Annotated in this window: 17 protein-coding genes; 4 read left to right on the forward strand and 13 right to left on the reverse strand. The window is 63.5% G+C overall.

All coding sequences use genetic code 11. The features are described from left to right. Positions 1–34 precede the first annotated feature (34 nt). Together AB433_RS11205 and aroB are read left to right on the forward strand one after the other, a co-directional pair. Positions 35–658 carry a shikimate kinase gene (locus tag AB433_RS11205; protein WP_047821057.1) on the forward strand — a complete coding sequence of 208 codons (624 nt, stop codon included), beginning with the start codon at positions 35–37 and terminating at the stop codon, positions 656–658. After that, positions 651–1,766: a 3-dehydroquinate synthase gene (gene aroB, locus AB433_RS11210; protein ID WP_245626649.1), complete on the forward strand. Its 1,116-nt coding sequence runs from the start codon at positions 651–653 to the stop codon at positions 1,764–1,766. Before AB433_RS11205 ends, aroB begins: the two co-directional genes overlap by 8 nt. A gap of 49 nt (positions 1,767–1,815) precedes the next feature. Here the strand turns inward: aroB and AB433_RS11215 are convergent, their stop codons facing one another. The 13 genes from AB433_RS11215 to AB433_RS11275 all read right to left on the reverse strand — a co-directional run bounded on the left by AB433_RS11215 (position 1,816) and on the right by AB433_RS11275 (position 13,457). Then, a complete protein-coding gene (locus AB433_RS11215) occupies positions 1,816–2,688 on the reverse strand; it encodes an OmpA family protein (RefSeq protein ID WP_047821059.1) in 873 nt (290 codons plus the stop codon). 319 nt (positions 2,689–3,007) lie between these two features. Then, the gene (locus AB433_RS11220; RefSeq protein WP_047821060.1) at positions 3,008–3,487 is read right to left on the reverse strand and encodes a DUF488 domain-containing protein; all 480 of its coding nucleotides are present in this window, start codon (positions 3,485–3,487) and stop codon (positions 3,008–3,010) included. Next, positions 3,450–3,719 carry a hypothetical protein gene (locus AB433_RS11225; protein WP_169749346.1) on the reverse strand — a complete coding sequence of 90 codons (270 nt, stop codon included), beginning with the start codon at positions 3,717–3,719 and terminating at the stop codon, positions 3,450–3,452. The genes AB433_RS11220 and AB433_RS11225 overlap by 38 nt, the downstream gene beginning before the upstream one ends. A 213-nt stretch (positions 3,720–3,932) precedes the next feature. Continuing rightward, complete coding sequence (locus AB433_RS11230) at positions 3,933–4,304, reverse strand: tRNA-binding protein (protein WP_047821062.1); 372 nt, start codon at positions 4,302–4,304, stop codon at positions 3,933–3,935. Positions 4,305–4,354: 50 nt separating this feature from the next. Beyond that, positions 4,355–4,687, reverse strand: coding sequence for a DOPA 4,5-dioxygenase family protein (locus tag AB433_RS11235; RefSeq protein ID WP_047821063.1), 333 nt, complete (start codon positions 4,685–4,687; stop codon positions 4,355–4,357). 52 nt (positions 4,688–4,739) lie between these two features. Continuing rightward, positions 4,740–6,779 (reverse strand): acetyl-CoA carboxylase biotin carboxylase subunit, encoded by a 2,040-nt coding sequence (locus AB433_RS11240; RefSeq protein WP_047821064.1) that lies wholly within the window; start codon positions 6,777–6,779, stop codon positions 4,740–4,742. Beyond that, complete coding sequence (locus tag AB433_RS11245; protein WP_047821065.1) at positions 6,779–7,600, reverse strand: heme-dependent oxidative N-demethylase subunit alpha family protein; 822 nt, start codon at positions 7,598–7,600, stop codon at positions 6,779–6,781. The genes AB433_RS11240 and AB433_RS11245 overlap by 1 nt, the downstream gene beginning before the upstream one ends. Next, positions 7,597–8,058 (reverse strand): DMT family transporter, encoded by a 462-nt coding sequence (locus AB433_RS11250; protein WP_047821066.1) that lies wholly within the window; start codon positions 8,056–8,058, stop codon positions 7,597–7,599. The genes AB433_RS11245 and AB433_RS11250 overlap by 4 nt, the downstream gene beginning before the upstream one ends. Continuing rightward, on the reverse strand, positions 8,058–10,208 hold the full coding sequence (gene scpA, locus AB433_RS11255) for a methylmalonyl-CoA mutase (RefSeq protein ID WP_047821067.1): 2,151 nt from the start codon (positions 10,206–10,208) through the stop codon (positions 8,058–8,060). The genes AB433_RS11250 and scpA overlap by 1 nt, the downstream gene beginning before the upstream one ends. 10 nt (positions 10,209–10,218) lie before the next feature. Next, the gene (locus tag AB433_RS11260; RefSeq protein ID WP_047821068.1) at positions 10,219–10,995 is read right to left on the reverse strand and encodes an enoyl-CoA hydratase-related protein; all 777 of its coding nucleotides are present in this window, start codon (positions 10,993–10,995) and stop codon (positions 10,219–10,221) included. Then, positions 10,995–11,438, reverse strand: coding sequence for a VOC family protein (locus AB433_RS11265; protein WP_047821069.1), 444 nt, complete (start codon positions 11,436–11,438; stop codon positions 10,995–10,997). Before AB433_RS11265 ends, AB433_RS11260 begins: the two co-directional genes overlap by 1 nt. Next, positions 11,435–11,914, reverse strand: a complete 480-nt coding sequence (locus tag AB433_RS11270; protein ID WP_047821070.1) for an OsmC family protein — start codon at positions 11,912–11,914, stop codon at positions 11,435–11,437. Before AB433_RS11270 ends, AB433_RS11265 begins: the two co-directional genes overlap by 4 nt. Before the next feature lie 10 nt (positions 11,915–11,924). Beyond that, on the reverse strand, positions 11,925–13,457 hold the full coding sequence (locus AB433_RS11275; RefSeq protein ID WP_047821071.1) for an acyl-CoA carboxylase subunit beta: 1,533 nt from the start codon (positions 13,455–13,457) through the stop codon (positions 11,925–11,927). Between the two features lie 149 nt (positions 13,458–13,606). Between AB433_RS11275 and AB433_RS11280 the strand changes: the two genes are divergently transcribed. Both AB433_RS11280 and AB433_RS11285 read left to right on the forward strand, forming a co-directional pair. Further along, positions 13,607–15,007, forward strand: coding sequence for a helix-turn-helix domain-containing protein (locus AB433_RS11280; protein WP_375782395.1), 1,401 nt, complete (start codon positions 13,607–13,609; stop codon positions 15,005–15,007). A 136-nt stretch (positions 15,008–15,143) separates the two neighbouring features. Next, positions 15,144–15,461, forward strand: coding sequence for a hypothetical protein (locus tag AB433_RS11285; RefSeq protein ID WP_047821073.1), 318 nt, complete (start codon positions 15,144–15,146; stop codon positions 15,459–15,461). The last annotated feature ends 28 nt before the right edge of the window (positions 15,462–15,489 follow it).

The raw sequence follows: 15,489 nt of genomic DNA on the forward strand, positions 1-15,489 counted from the left end.
GCCCTCGCCTAGCGCAACTATAGGCGAACCTGCAATGCAAGAGCACGATCCCGCACCCGGCCCCGATACCGCTTCGTCGCAGGATACGCTCTTGCCCGACACCGCGACGCTGGATGCGCTGTCGCAGAAGCTGGACCGCCCGGTCGTGCTCGTCGGCCTGATGGGCGTAGGCAAGTCGACCGTGGGCAAGCGGCTGGCGCACTGCCTTGGCACCGCGTTCGTCGACGCGGACGAGGAAATCGTCGCCGCCGCGCAAATGCCGATCCCCGAGATTTTCGAGAAATTCGGAGAGGCGTATTTTCGCGATGGCGAGCGCCGGGTGATCGCCCGCCTGATCGAGGAAAGCCACGGGCGCGCCGTGGTCATCGCCACCGGCGGCGGAGCTTTTGTCGATCCCGATACCCGCGCGCTGATCCTGGACCGCGCCATCGCCGTCTGGTTGGACAGCGATCTGGAAACGCTGGTCGAGCGGGTGAGCCGCAAGAACACGCGCCCGCTTTTGATCGGCAAAGACCCGCGCGAGGTGCTGTCGGGCCTGATGGCCGTGCGCAACCCGCTCTATGCGCAGGCGCCGGTTCGCGTAGTCAGCGACAGCGGACCGCAGATGGCCAGCGTCGCGCGCATCCTGACAGCATTGGAGGAACATGTCGGTGACTGAACCCGCAACCATCCCCGTGGCCCTGTCGGGCCGCAGTTATGAGGTGCGGGTCGGCCCCGGTCTGCTGGCGCGGCTGGGTGCGGAATGCGGATTGCTATTGCGCAAGGACAGCGTGCCCGTTGTGACCGACGCCAATGTCGCCGCGCTCTACACCGATGCGGTAGAGGCTTCGCTGGCGGCGGTGGGGAAACAGGCCCGCTGGCTGGTGCTGCCCGCTGGCGAAAAGACCAAGGACTGGGCGCATCTGGCGCAAGTCATCGACTTCCTGCTGGCAGAGGGCGTGGACCGGGGCGACCATATCGTCGCGCTGGGCGGCGGGGTGATCGGCGACCTGACCGGCTTTGCCGCCGCCGTACTGAAACGCGGCTGCGGCTTTGTCCAGGTGCCGACGACGTTGCTCGCCCAAGTCGATTCCAGCGTTGGCGGCAAGACCGCGATCAACGTGCCGATGGGCAAAAACCTTGTCGGCGCATTCCACCAGCCCGGCCTCGTACTGGCCGATACCGATGTGCTGGGCACCCTGCCCCCGCGCGAATTGCGGGCGGGTTATGCCGAAGTCGTGAAATACGGCCTGATCGACGATGCAAATTTCTTCGCATGGTGCGAGGCGAAGGGCCCTGCCCTGCTGGCGGGCGATGCTGCCGCGCGGATCGAGGCGGTGAGCCGCTCTGTCGCGGCCAAAGCGCGGGTCGTGGCAGAGGATGAGCGGGAGACCACGGGCACCCGGGCGCTCCTCAACCTTGGCCATACCTTCGGCCACGCGCTGGAGGCGGAGACCGGCTATTCCGATACGCTGCTGCACGGCGAGGCGGTGGCCATCGGCATGGTGCTGGCGGCACGCTATTCGGTGCGGCGGGGATTGATGCAGCAGGCGGATGCGGATCGCATCGCGGCGCACTTCGAGGCCTGCGACATGAAGGCGGACGTGACCGAGCTTGGCCTGTCATGCGATGGTCGGCGGCTGGCCGATCATATGCTGCATGACAAGAAGATGGATGCCGGAACTCTGCCCTTCCTGCTGATGCGCGGGATCGGGCAGACGTTTCTGGCCAAGGATGTCGCGATCGACGACGTCGCCGCCTTTCTGGATCGCGAACTAAAGTCCTGACGGAAAATCGGCGGGGACAGGCCGATGCCCATCCCCGCCTGACCTTATCTTACAGTCCGTCGACGCTCTTGCTGACAAGGACGTTGACCGCAACGCGGCGGTTCTGCGCCTTACCCTCTTCGGTCGAGTTGTCCGCAGCCGGATCGGCTTCGGCCATGCCGGTCGGGGTCAGCATGCGATAGGGCTTCCACCCGCAGGCCTGCTGCAGATAGTTCACCACGCGGCCCGCACGCTTCTCGCTCAGTTCCTGATTGTAGTCCTGATCGCCAACCGAGTCGGTGTAGCCGACGACGAGCAATAGGGCGTTGTCCATCGCACTTGCCTGCGAAGCAGTGGAGCACAGCTTCTGCTGATCCGCAGCCGACAGGTTCCACTTGCCGGTGTCGAAGTAGACTTCGGTCGTGCCCTTGATGTTATACTGATCGATATCGCCCATGCGGCCACGCAGGGCCTCGGTCGCGGCTTCGTTCTTGGTGAAGCGCTGGTTGGTTCCGTTGTGGATCATCGATGCGGTCTTCAGATCGTCAGTCTTGAACTTGATCTCATCCGCCATCAAGCCGTTCGCATATTGCAGCGTCTTCACCGAAACCGGCAGCCCGTTGAACAGCGAGCTGGCCGCACGGTCCTTGCTGGCAAGGCCAAGGAAGCCGCCTTTGCTCATGATCTCGGTCTGGTCGTCGATGGTGATCACGGTCTGCGTGCCGTCGGCCATCGTGACCTGCATCTTGTCACCCATGCGGGCCGAAATGATGCCGTCTACGTCGGGGCCTTCGGTCATGTTGGCACGGTTGGGAATACGCTCGCCATAAACGGTGGCGGCCACATCGCCGTTATCCTCATACTGCGCATAGCTGGCGGTTACGGGGGCCACCAGCATCGCGGCCATGATCAGCGCTTTCGGACTTTTCGACATGAGGTTCATTAACGTTTCTCCTTCACTTTTTCAGCTCGAAACGCCTCGGTCGCATCCGGTCGCCCGGCCGCCCCCTATCCTCGCGTTACGGGCTGTAAGAACTTTTGCCCCGGTTGATGAAATGCACGGCAGAACGCCGCACATGAACGCATGCATGGGTGTCAGGGTGGCCTTGCTGACACATGAACGCAGGTGCCAGCAAGCCCGTTTGCGGGGTCGATCAGAGTGGTAAGCGCGGTGAACCGAGGCGAATACGGCCACATGAGCGCCACATTTCTAACAGATTGCGTTAACCATGAACGGCAACGAATCCCGTTGCGACCTGCGATCAGGCCATCGCCGGATGTAGATGCACCGCCTTGAAATCGCCCAACATCGCGCCGAGCAAAAGCGAACGATGGCACTGGCCCGCATCGCCGCAGAAACAGAGCAGCGCCACGCGCCGTTCCGCCGCCAGATCGCGCAATTCGGCGGCGGCGGCCAGGGCCTCTGGCAGTTCAAGTTGTCCGCCATAAATTTTCGCCAAACGCGCATAATCGCCGCTGCGCGCCGCCTCTCGCCCCTCTTTCGGCGTGCCCAGCGGCTTTAAATGGCGATAGCCTATGCCCGCTTCCATCGCGGCACCGGCAAGGGCGGTCTTCGAAAATCCGGGACGGCGGGAAAGCGGCAAGGCGCGGACATCGACCAGGACTTCGATGCCCGCGTCCGCCAATGCGTCGATTACCGCAGGCACTGTCGCCCGTTCGTAACCGATGGTCCAGATCGTGCGGCTATCCGCAGTCGCGCTTTCCGTTTTTGCACTGGCCATAGTGATTGCCGTTTGAACCGTTATTGCCGCCTTGGCCAGCATTGCCGTTATTCGGGGTGGTTTCCTGTGACGGCAGATCGCCCACATCGGGCGCAGTCGGCTGTCCGGACAGCGGGGCACCCGCCGGTCCGTCAGCTATGGGCAAGCCAGCCTGATGGCCGTGCGCCGCCATCGCCGTTTTGTAGACGTTGCTCGACGCGCTGTTCACGCCAGAGGCTACCGTATTCGCCATCTTGACGACGCCTCCGCCCAATCCGCCCAGAACAACACACAGGATTAGCGCATATTCCGCAGACGTTGCCGCGCGGTCTTCAGCCCACAACACCCTGAACATAGGGAAAACTTTCGAAGACCCCGGTTGCCAGATGCATCGGGTCCAGCTCTAACTGCGCCCACCCGCGTTAACGATGTACCTTAGGAAATGGGCGAAATATTCGTTAACGCATCAAAATAGTCGCGAGCCATTGGGCACCGGCTTGTCGGGCGCGAACAAGGTGACTTCGCCCGCCTCATCCGCAAAGCCCAGCGTCAGCACTTCCGACATGATCGGCCCGATCTGGCGCGGCGGAAAATTGACGACGGCGGCGACCTGCCGTCCGATCAGGTCTTCGCAAGCATAGTTGGCGACAACCTGCGCGCTGGACTTCTTCGTGCCGATCGTGGGGCCGAAATCGATGTGCAGGATATGCGCGGGCTTGCGCGCCTTGGCGAAGGGTTCGGCGGATACGACCGTGCCGACGCGGATATCGACCTTCAGGAAGGCACCGAAATCGATGGGATCGGCGGGCGGCGCTGCGGGATCGTGGGTGACGTGCATGACCGCCACTTCGCGCGGGGCAACGGCCTTGGCAACCCGTGATGCGCGGGTCAGCGCTGGAATTGCGCGATGTCGAGCGTTTCGGACGGGCCGAACCAGATCACATGCTGTGTATGATCGGCCAGGTCGTCGCCCGTCTCCAGATGCGCGAAGATCGTCAGATCGCCCCGGTTCTGCGCCATCCACGCGGCGAAATCACCAAACCGTTCGGGCGGCACCGTCAACTGGCAACTGCCGCGCGGATGCGGTCCGACCGGGACGGTATGAAAGCGCCCGACCGCAATCGGAAGTAGCGCAGAGGCCCGCGCGGCCAGATCGCGCGCCGCGTCGACCTCCGCCGGATCGAAATAGATATGCGCGTGGTAACAGTCGATCTGGGCCATAGTGCGCAAAGTTTAGCGCTGCCCCTCCCCAACGGGAAGGGGCAGCAAACGCTTATTCCAGTTCGAGGATGACGGCATCCACCGCCAGGCTCTCCCCCGCCTTGGCGTTCACGGACTTCACCACGCCCGCCTTTTCGGCGCGCAGGATGTTTTCCATCTTCATCGCCTCCACCACGGCAAGCGGCTGGCCCGGCTGAACCTCGTCGCCCTCGGCCACGTTCAGCGAAACCAGCAGGCCCGGCATCGGGCAGATCAGGAACTTCGAAAGATCCGGCGGGACCTTTTCGATCATGTGCTTGTCGAATTGCGCGATCGTGGTCGGCAAGACGCGCAGGACGTGCTTTGCGCCGCGCGTCGTGATCTCGAACCCCGCCGGGACGGGCTTTACCTGCACGGTCAGTTCCTCGCCGCCCTCACCGTTTTCGTCGCTGTCGAACACGGCTGAGACGCTGCGCTGGCCCGGCGTGTATTCCATTGCTAGGTCGACAGGTTCGCCGTCGATGCTGATCTCGTCGCCCGACAGGACGGCGTTGTGGAACTCGCCGTCGATCTTCACGCTCCACTCGGCGGGCGGGCTGAGGCGGTTGCCAAGCTGACCGTCGATCCGGCGCGCGCGATCGGCATAGGCCGCAGCGATGAACGCGCCGATAGCGGCCAGCCGCGTGCGCAGCGTGCGACCGGCGGGCGCGCCTTCGAAACCGTCGGGATATTCCTCTGCAATGAAGCCGGTGGTCAATTCGCCCGAGCGGAAGCGCGGATGCTGCATCAGCGCCGAGACGAAGTCGATGTTGTGGCCCAGCCCCTCGATCTCGAACGCGTCCAGCGCCTTGATCTGCAGGTCCGCCGCCTCGTCACGGGTCGGCGCCCAGGTGATCAGCTTGGCGATCATCGGGTCGTAGAACATCGACACCTCGCCGCCTTCCATGACGCCGTCGTCAACGCGGACGCCACCGTTGTCGACGTCTACGCCGCGAATGCCGCCCTTCCAGCCGGGGACCGGCGGGTCATAACGGACAAGTCGACCCGTCGAGGGCAGGAAGCCGCGATAGGGGTCTTCGGCATAGACGCGGTTCTCGATGGCCCAGCCGTCGATCTTCACGTCGTCCTGCGTCATTTCCAGCTTTTGCCCGGCGGCAACGCGGATCATCTGTTCGACAAGGTCGATGCCGGTGATGCACTCTGTCACCGGGTGTTCGACCTGAAGACGAGTGTTCATTTCGAGAAAGTAGAACGACTGCCCGGTCTTGTCCGCGCCGCTGACGATCAGTTCTACCGTACCCGCGCTATAGTATCCGACGGCGCGCGACAGGGCGACGCATTGCTCCCCCATCGCCTTGCGCATTTCTGGCGTGACGAAGGGCGACGGCGCCTCTTCAACAACCTTCTGGTGGCGACGCTGGATCGAGCATTCACGCTCGTTCAGATAGAGAATGTTGCCGTGCTTGTCGCCAAGGATCTGGATTTCGATGTGGCGCGGGTTCTCGATGAACTTCTCGATGAAGACACGATCGTCGCCGAAGCTGTTCAGGCCTTCACGCTTGGTGGCTTCGAACCCTTCGCGCACGTCGGTTTCGCTATAAGCAAGGCGCATGCCCTTGCCGCCACCGCCCGCGCTGGCCTTCATCATCACCGGATAGCCGATGTCGTTAGAAATCTCGACCGCGTGCTCGGTATCGCGGATTTCTCCGACGAAGCCGGGGACGACGTTGACGCCCGCTTCCTTGGCCAGCTTCTTGGACTCGATCTTGTCGCCCATCGCGGCGATGGCATTCACCGGCGGGCCGATGAACTCGATGTTCTCCGCCGCAAGGGCCTCTGCGAACGAGGTGCGTTCGGACAGGAAGCCATAGCCGGGGTGAACGGCCTCTGCGCCGGTCTGCTTGCAGGCCGCGATGATCTTGTCCGCGATCAGGTACGATTCCGCCGCGGGCGCGGGGCCGATGTGCACCGCCTCGTCCGCCATCTGCACGAAGGGCGCGGCGGCGTCGGCGTCGGAATATACGGCCACGGTCTTGATGCCCATGCGATGAGCAGTCTTGATGACGCGGCAAGCGATTTCGCCGCGGTTGGCGATAAGGATTTTCTTAAACATCAGGCGGCTTCTTCCCTGTCGTCAGGTCTTGGATGGTGGAGGCGCTTGGCGGCATAACCGGCCAGCGCATTGGCATAGTGCGGAGCGGCGCGGCGATTGCCCTCGCCACCCGCGAAACCTTCGATGGACTGCGCGATGCGCGCGACGCCCGCGTCGGACAGCGTGCCCAGCGGCACGACGTGAATACCGATAGTAAAGACGATCGCGCCCGATTTCGGCAGCTTGCGCAGCGTCTCTCGCTCGCACCGCACGAACAGCTTTTCGCCCGCGTTCTCGGTCGTGACATGCGCGAAACGAGCGGCGGGATCGTCGGTGGGCAAATAGCGCCAATCGCCGTTCGCCATCACGAATGCATTGGTGCGCCCGAAGATATGGGGGGCGCGCAGACCGTCCATGAACTTGTCGACCGCCGTTGCCAATTGATCCGCATAGCCGTCGATGGGAGCATGCACGTCGAGCATCGGCTTGCCGATCTTGTCGGCCAGATGCCAATCGGTCGGAAATGCGACGGCGGCTCCGGTCAGCACCCAGCGCCCCTGGTCGTCGCGGTTGAGCAGGCAAAAGTCTTCCCAATGCGCGCGGGCGACTTGCTCCAGCCCGCCTTCGATGCCGAGCATAGCGGCCAGTTCGGTCTCTGCGGCGCGCGCTTCGGACAGGACGCTGACGCTATCAGGGTGTGCATCGAAGGCCTCGGCACGCGGTGGCAAGTTCGGCTCACGCGCCAGCCATTCACTCTCGGCCAAACGCACCAGTCCCATGCGCAGCGGGCCGGAAACGCGCGCGCTTGGCAACAGTGCCTCTACCGAGAAGCCAAGGCTCACAGCGGTTTCCTTGCCAGATAGACGCCAAGCGCCATGACCGCGATGCCAAGCAAGCGCTGCCCCGTCAGTGCCGACGGTATAGCACCAAGCCAGCCGAAATGATCGATCGCCGCCGCCGCGACCAACTGGCCCAGCAGCACGAAGAAGATCGCATTGCCCACGCCGATGCGCGGCGCGGCGAACGAAACCGTGGTGGCATACAACAGGATGAATAGTGCGCCGAACCAGATCCACGGCCGCTCGAAGTGCAAAACCTCACGCGAAGGCAATCCGTTGACCGCAAGCAACACCAGAGCCACCGCAAAGCCGACGGCAAACGCCGCAGCGGTCGCCGCAATCGGACCGCCCAGCTGGCTCGACAGGGATGAGTTAAGCGCCGCGAACACGGGAATCCCAAGGCCCGCGACGAACATCATCGCGGCAATCCACAGGAAGCCCATATGCGGCTGGCCGCTCATTACTCCGCCGCCTCATCCAGTTCTTCACCCGCAGGCGGCATGTTGTGGCCCAGCAGGCGCAGCACGTCCGCCGCGCATTCGACCACGTTCGAACCCGGACCGTAGATGCCCTGCACCCCGGCATCGCGCAGGTACTGGTAATCGCTGGGCGGGATCACGCCGCCAGCCGTTACCTTGATGTCGGCACGGCCCGCTTCCTTGAGCAGGTGGATCAGTTCTGGGATCAGCGTCTTGTGCCCGGCGGCCAGTGACGACGCGCCAATCAGGTCCACGCCGTTTTCCAACGCCATGTCGCGCGTTTCGGACGGGGTCTGGAACAGCGGGCCGGAGACGACCTCGAAGCCCATGTCGGCAAAGGCGCTGGCGATCACGTTCGCGCCGCGATCGTGGCCGTCCTGACCCATCTTGGCGATCATCACCTTGGGCTTGCGACCAAGGCGGCGCTCCACCGCCGCAACCCCGTCGACCACCGCCTGATAGCGGCTGTCATCGGCATAGGCCGCACCGTAAACGCCCTTCACCGGACGCGGCATCGTGTCATAGCGCCCGAAGGCGGTTTCCATCGCATCCGAAATTTCGCCGAGGCTGGCGCGTTCACGCGCGGCATCGACGGCCAGCGCCAGCAGGTTGCCGGTTCCGGCAGCGCCTTCGCGCAGGGCCTGGAGCGCCGCCTGACACTTCGCCTCGTCGCGGCTGGCGCGCATCTTTTCCAGACGCTTGATCTGCGCCTGACGGACGGCGGTGTTGTCGATGTCCAGCGTCTCGATCGGGTCTTCGTCTTTCAGGCGGAACTTGTTGACCCCGACGATGACGTCATCGCCCTTGTCGACCCGCGCCTGACGGCCTGCCGCGGCTTCCTCGATCATCGCCTTGGGCCAGCCGGCGGCGACCGCCTTGGCCATGCCGCCTTCGTTCTCAACCCGTTCGATGATCGACCATGCCTCGTCGACCAGCGCCTTGGTCAGCGCCTCGACATAGTAGGACCCGCCCAGCGGATCGACCACGTTGGTCATGCCGGTCTCTTCCTGGATCACGATCTGCGTGTTGCGCGCGATACGGGCGGAAAAGTCGGTTGGCAGCGCGATGGCTTCATCCAGCGCGTTGGTGTGCAGCGATTGCGTCCCGCCCAGCATCGCGGCCATCGCCTCGATCGTTGTGCGCATGACGTTGTTGTACGGGTCCTGCTCGGTCAGGCTGACACCGCTGGTCTGGCAGTGCGTGCGCAGCATCTTGGACCGTTCGGACTGCGCGCCAAGCTGCGTCATCGCGCGGTGCCACAGCGTGCGGGCCGCGCGTAGCTTCGCGATTTCCATGAAGAAGTTCATGCCGATGGCAAAGAAGAACGACAGGCGCCCCGCAAACTTGTCGATGTCCAGCCCGCTGGCCACGCCGTACTTTACGTATTCCATACCGTCGGCGATGGTGAAGGCCAGTTCCTGCACCTGCGTCGCGCCGGCCTCCTGCATGTGATAGCCGGAAATCGAAATCGAGTTGAACTTGGGCATGTGGTCGGACGTGTATGAAAAGATGTCCGAAATGATCCGCATGCTGGGTTCGGGCGGATAGATGTAGGTGTTGCGGACCATGAACTCTTTCAGAATGTCGTTCTGGATGGTCCCTGTCAGCTGGTCCGGCGAAACGCCCTGTTCCTCCGCCGCGATGATATAGAAGGCAAGGCACGGGATTACCGCGCCGTTCATCGTCATCGACACGCTCATCTGGTCGAGCGGGATTTGGTCGAAGAGGATCTTCATGTCCTCGACAGAGTCGATCGCCACGCCTGCCTTGCCGACGTCGCCGACAACGCGCGGATGATCGCTGTCATACCCGCGGTGCGTCGCAAGGTCGAAGGCGACCGACAGGCCCTTTTGCCCGGCTGCGAGGTTGCGGCGGTAAAACGCGTTGGACTCTTCAGCCGTCGAGAAGCCCGCATATTGCCGGATCGTCCACGGGCGGCCCGCGTACATCGATGCCTTCACCCCGCGCGTGAAGGGCGCAAAACCCGGTAGGCCCGGATCCCAGTCCGCGACATCCGCCTCGGTATAGAGCGGCTTTACGTCGATCCCTTCGGGCGTGTGCCAGGTGAGGTCCTTACCCTTCACTTCCTTGTCGGCAAGGGCTTCCCAGTCTTTGACAGTCTTGTCGGTCATATCTCGTTCCTCAGCGACCCTTGAAGATCGGCTTGCGCTTTTCGCGGAATGCGGTGACGGCCTCGGCAAAATCCTCGGTAAAACCCGCCGCCTTCTGGTTGCGGGCCTCCTCGGCAAGGCTCTCGGTAAATTCGTGATCCAGTGCGAAAGCGACCTGTTTGCGGATCTGGCCCAGCGCAAGGCTTGGCCCCGCCGCCAGCTTTGCGGCCAGCGCCTGTGCCTCGGCCAGCGAAGTGCCGTCGTCGACCACGCGGGTTATCAGGCCCATGTCCTTGGCCGCGTCGGCCGTGATTTTCTCGCCCAGCAACGCCAGTTCCAGCGCCCGCGCGCGCCCGACCGAACGCGCAACCATCCAGGTCGCACCGGCATCGGGTACAAGACCGATATTGGCAAAAGCGAGCAGGAAATAGGCTGACCGTTCGGCAATGACGATGTCGCCCGCCAAGGCGAACCCCATGCCCGCGCCGACCGCCGCGCCGTTGACCGCCACGATCAGCGGCACCGACAAATCGGCGATCGCTCGCGCCAAGGGGTTGTACGCCCCCTCCAGCAGTTCGCCCAGATCGCAGGGCGGCTCGATTCCGTCGCCTTGCAAGTCCGCGCCCGAACTGAATGCGCGCCCTTCACCGGTCAGCACGATAGCCCGCGCGCCATCAGCGACGGCCCCGGCCATCGCCTCGCGCAGCTCGATCAACAATGCCGAGGTGAGCGCATTCATTCGCTCATCCCGCGTGATCGTCAGCGTGACGACATCGCCTTCGCGTTCGATGCGCAGCACATCGGACATCAGTGCGCCGCGCCGTCCTTCGGCGTTTCCATGATTTCGGTCAGCATCCCCTGCATGTCCTTGGGGTGCACGAAAAAAATCGACGTGCCGTGCGCGCCGATGCGCGTGGGGCCGAGGATGCGTTTGCCCAGCCCTTCGAAATACTCGCGCGCCACGGCAATGTCGGGCACCTCGAAACACACGTGATGCTGGCCGCCCAGCGGGTTCTTTTCGAGGAAGCTGCCGACGGCGGTGCCCTCGCGGATCGGCTGGATCAGTTCGACCTGCGTCCCGTCGATGCCCGACGCGGTCGGCGTGTCGACGAAGACGATCTTCAGGCCCATCTCCTCCATCACGATCTCATCATGAACGGCGGTCGCACCCATGACATTGCGCCAATGATCGAGGGCGGCCGCCATGTCGGGCACGGCATAGCCGATGTGGTTCATGCGTCCGAGTTTCAAAGCGCCTCTCCGTATTCGGGTTCAATGGTCATCGTGCTTTTCAGGCTATTGGCGATGATACAGGACTTGTGCGAGCGATGGTGCAACTCGTCGATTTCGGCCCGCGTCGGGCGCTTGTCGCCGACGAAGGTTGCGCAAGGACGCATCGCGATGGTCGACACCCAAGGATCACCCGCCTCGTTGCTCTCGACATGGCCGACCGGGTTGTCCTCATAGGCTTCGATCGAGAACCCTGCCTTGGCGGCAGAGGCGAGGAAGTAGAGCATGTGGCAACTAGCGGCAGAGGCGAGCAGCGCCTCTTCCGGGTCAACCGCACTCTCGTCGATCAGCGCAGGCGGCAGGTATCCCGGTGCGGCGCACCCGGTCACAACCGCACCGCCGTCGAAATGCCACTCGTGCCGACGGTTGTAGCGATTGGTCGTGAAGACCTCGCCCTCGCCGATCTGCCAGCGCACCTTTGCCTTGTAGTCGCCCATCGAGATGCCCTCAGAGCGGGATGTTGTCGTGCTTCTTCCACGGGTTGCTCAGCTCTTTGTTGCGGAGCTTGCGCAGGCCCAGCGCGATGCGCTTGCGGGTGGAATGCGGCATGATGACCTCGTCGATGAAGCCCTTGCTTGCCGCCACGAAGGGGTTGGCGAAGCGGTCTTCGTATTCCTTGGTCTTTTCCGCGATCTTTTCGGGATTGTCGCGATCCTGCCGAAATATGATCTCCACCGCGCCCTTCGCGCCCATCACCGCGATCTCGGCCGTGGGCCACGCATAGTTGAGGTCGCCGCGCAGGTGCTTCGACGCCATGACGTCGTACGCGCCGCCGTAGGCCTTGCGGGTGATGACGGTGATCTTGGGCACGGTAGCTTCGGCATAGGCGAACAGCAGTTTCGCGCCGTGCTTGATGATGCCGTTATGCTCCTGCGCGGTGCCGGGCAGGAAGCCGGGCACGTCGACGAAAGTCAGGATCGGGATGTTGAAGGCATCGCAGAACCGCACGAAGCGCGCGGCCTTTTTCGACGAATTGATGTCGAGCACGCCCGCCAGCACCAGCGGCTGGTTCGCGACGATACCGACTGTGCGCCCTTCGACCCGGCCGAAACCGCAGATGATGTTCGCGGCATGCTTGGGCTGGATTTCGAAGAACTCGCCCTCGTCCACCGTTTTCCGGATCACCTCGTGCATGTCATACGGCATGTTGGCGTTGGCCGGGATGATCGTGTCGAGGCTGCTCTCCATGCGATCCCACGGGTCGGCACAGGGACGTTCCGGCACCTCTTCGCGGTTCGATGACGGCAGGAAGTCCATGAAATCGCGCGCCTGCAGCAGCGCGACGATGTCGTTCTCGCAGGCCAAATCGGCCACGCCGGACTTTACGGTATGCGTGGACGCACCGCCCAGTTCTTCCTGCGTGACGACCTCATTGGTCACCGTCTTCACAACGTCGGGGCCGGTGACGAACATGTAGCTGCTGTCTTCGACCATGAAGATGAAATCGGTCATCGACGGGGAATAGACCGCGCCGCCCGCGCAAGGCCCCATGATCAGCGAAAGCTGCGGCACGACGCCCGATGCCAGAACGTTTCGCTGAAACACCTCGGCATAGCCGCCCAGACTGGCGACACCTTCCTGAATGCGCGCGCCGCCGCTGTCGTTCAGGCCGATGACCGGCGCGCCAACCTTCATCGCGGCGTCCATCACCTTGCAGATCTTTTCCGCGTGACGTTCCGACAACGATCCGCCGAACACGGTGAAGTCCTGCGAAAACACATAGACCAGCCGGCCATTAATGGTGCCGCTGCCGGTGACGACGCCGTCGCCCGGAATGTGCGTTTCGTCCATGCCGAAATCGACGCAGTTGTGTTCGACGTACATGTCGATTTCTTCAAAGCTGTCTTCGTCCAGCAGGACTTCCAGCCGTTCGCGCGCGGTCAGCCGCCCTTTGGCATGCTGTGCATCGATGCGTTTCTGTCCACCACCCAGCTTGGCGGCGGCGCGGCGGCGTTCGACTTCGGCGATATTCGCAGACATCCGGCAACTCCGTTTGGGGCCTGTCGGTCGGCCCTTCGAAAATGGAATTCGCGCGTATCATCCCCACGACACGCGCTGTCCAATGTGAATTTGCAAAATTGTTTAGCGGTGTTTTGCAAAACTTTGCAACCGGGGTATGCATGGCCGCGATGAGCAAGCAACGCATCTTCGCTGGAAAGTCGGTTCGCACCCTGCGCGACCGCCACGGCATGAAACAGGCGGCGATGGCGCAGGCGCTGGGGATCAGCGTATCGTATCTCTCGCAGATAGAGAACGACGACCGCCCGGTCACCGCGCCGATCCTTGCCGCCCTCACCCGGCGGTTCGGGATGGAGCGTGACGACCTTTCGGGCGAAAGCAGCGACGCGCGGGCAGAGGCTCTGATGCACGCCGCGTCGGACCCGATCTTTGCCGAACCGCTGGACGAAGCCATCGCCACCCGCGCGGTGCGCCAACTGCCGCATATTGCGGAACGGTTCGTGTCGCTGCACCGCGCCTATCGCGACGCAGGGGAACGCTTGCAGATGCTGGACGAAGCATTGGGCGCAGGGGCCGACAGTGCGGGCCGCCTCCCATGGGAGGAAGTGCGCGACTGGTTCCACGATGCGGGCAACTACATCGACACAGTCGACCGGGCAGCGGAGGCTCTGGCGGCGCGCTTGGCGGGCGATGCCCCTTCGCCGACTTTCGCGGCAATGGCGGGGGCGGCGCATGATGATTTCGACTTCGCGGTCGAGGAAGTGGATAGCGAGCGGCTGCGCAGCTTCGATGGTTATACCCTGACGCTCGACGCCGCGCAGCCCGCCGCGACGCGCCGGTTCCAGCTGGCGACGCAGCTCGCTTCACTCGCTTTGGCGGACGAGATCGCGCTGGTCATCGCCGGATCCGACCTTTCGGGCGAAGCCAGCGCGGCGCTTTTGGCGCAGGGTCTTGCCAACTATGCGGCGGGGGCGCTGCTGATGCCCTACGAAGCCTTTCGGCAGGCGGCGCTGGAGGAACGGCACGATATCGACCGTCTGACCCGCCGCTTCGGCGTCAGCTTCGAGCAGGCCTGCCACCGTCTGTCCAATCTGCAACGCCCCGACGCACGCGGTGTGCCGTTCTTTTTCTGCCGCGTCGACATGGCGGGCAACATCACCAAACGACACTCGGCAACGCCCCTGCAATTCGCGCGTTTCGGCGGGGCCTGCCCGCTGTGGATCGTGCACGAGGCGGTGGCGATCCCCGATCGCATCCTGACCCAGCTGGCCGAAATGCCCGACGGCGTGCGCTATGTCTCGATGGCGAAGGGCCTCGTCAAACCGTCGGGCAGCTTCGCCCGCCCTCCGCGACGCTATGCCGTGGCTCTGGGGTGCGAGGCGGAGCATGCCGCGAGCTTTATATATGCCGACGGGCTGGATCTGGCGGCCCGCGCCGCCGCGACGCCGATCGGAACCAGTTGCCGCATCTGCCCGCGCGAACAGTGCGACCAGCGCGCCTTTCCGCCGGGCGACCGCGCCATCCTTGTCGACCGCGACGAACGCGGGGTCGTGCCCTACCGCATCGGCTGACTTGCGCCACGCCCTGCCGCGCATTGCGGAACGTAACCGACTCTAATTCTTTGCCATCCGCGAAGGGTCGCGCAGCCGGTGCTGTGCGAAGCAAAGCCCATATTGGTCGTGAGAGGCGGCCGGAAAGGCACCGACAATGAAAAAGGCACTTATTGCAGCCGCGGCCAGCGCCGCGATGATGATCCCGTCCGTCGCACTGGCAAACCACCCCACTGGCGACGGTCCAGGCGGCATGGTCAACCAGATGAACCCCGACGGGTTCAAGAACATGGGCGCGTGTCAATCGGCCCTGTCCAAGGAAATCAACCGCCAGCGCATGGATGCAGATGCGCGGGTAGGGGTGAACGATGATCTGACAACGGCGGAATTCCAGGCCAAGATGCTGGCCCGATTCAGCTGCGCGATGGATGACGATGCGGGCGTGTACCGCGTTTATCTGACCGCAGACCTGTAAGGGTTAGCGCCAGACACGAAAAAGCCGC

This window comes from Croceicoccus naphthovorans, assembly GCF_001028705.1.
Lineage (GTDB): Bacteria > Pseudomonadota > Alphaproteobacteria > Sphingomonadales > Sphingomonadaceae > Croceicoccus > Croceicoccus naphthovorans.

Excerpts from the sequence above, each read along its gene's own strand:
- AB433_RS11205 (WP_047821057.1), top strand. The coding sequence starts at position 35 with ATGCAAGAGCACGATCCCGCACCCGGCCCCGATACCGCTTCGTCGCAG.
- AB433_RS11215 (WP_047821059.1), bottom strand. The coding sequence starts at position 2,688 with ATGAACCTCATGTCGAAAAGTCCGAAAGCGCTGATCATGGCCGCGATG.
- AB433_RS11220 (WP_047821060.1), bottom strand. The coding sequence starts at position 3,487 with ATGGCCAGTGCAAAAACGGAAAGCGCGACTGCGGATAGCCGCACGATC.
- AB433_RS11225 (WP_169749346.1), bottom strand. The coding sequence starts at position 3,719 with ATGGCGAATACGGTAGCCTCTGGCGTGAACAGCGCGTCGAGCAACGTC.
- AB433_RS11230 (WP_047821062.1), bottom strand. The coding sequence starts at position 4,304 with ATGCACGTCACCCACGATCCCGCAGCGCCGCCCGCCGATCCCATCGAT.
- AB433_RS11235 (WP_047821063.1), bottom strand. The coding sequence starts at position 4,687 with ATGGCCCAGATCGACTGTTACCACGCGCATATCTATTTCGATCCGGCG.
- AB433_RS11240 (WP_047821064.1), bottom strand. The coding sequence starts at position 6,779 with ATGTTTAAGAAAATCCTTATCGCCAACCGCGGCGAAATCGCTTGCCGC.
- AB433_RS11250 (WP_047821066.1), bottom strand. The coding sequence starts at position 8,058 with ATGAGCGGCCAGCCGCATATGGGCTTCCTGTGGATTGCCGCGATGATG.
- scpA (WP_047821067.1), bottom strand. The coding sequence starts at position 10,208 with ATGACCGACAAGACTGTCAAAGACTGGGAAGCCCTTGCCGACAAGGAA.
- AB433_RS11260 (WP_047821068.1), bottom strand. The coding sequence starts at position 10,995 with ATGTCCGATGTGCTGCGCATCGAACGCGAAGGCGATGTCGTCACGCTG.
- AB433_RS11270 (WP_047821070.1), bottom strand. The coding sequence starts at position 11,914 with ATGGGCGACTACAAGGCAAAGGTGCGCTGGCAGATCGGCGAGGGCGAG.
- AB433_RS11275 (WP_047821071.1), bottom strand. The coding sequence starts at position 13,457 with ATGTCTGCGAATATCGCCGAAGTCGAACGCCGCCGCGCCGCCGCCAAG.
- AB433_RS11280 (WP_375782395.1), top strand. The coding sequence starts at position 13,607 with ATGAGCAAGCAACGCATCTTCGCTGGAAAGTCGGTTCGCACCCTGCGC.
- AB433_RS11285 (WP_047821073.1), top strand. The coding sequence starts at position 15,144 with ATGAAAAAGGCACTTATTGCAGCCGCGGCCAGCGCCGCGATGATGATC.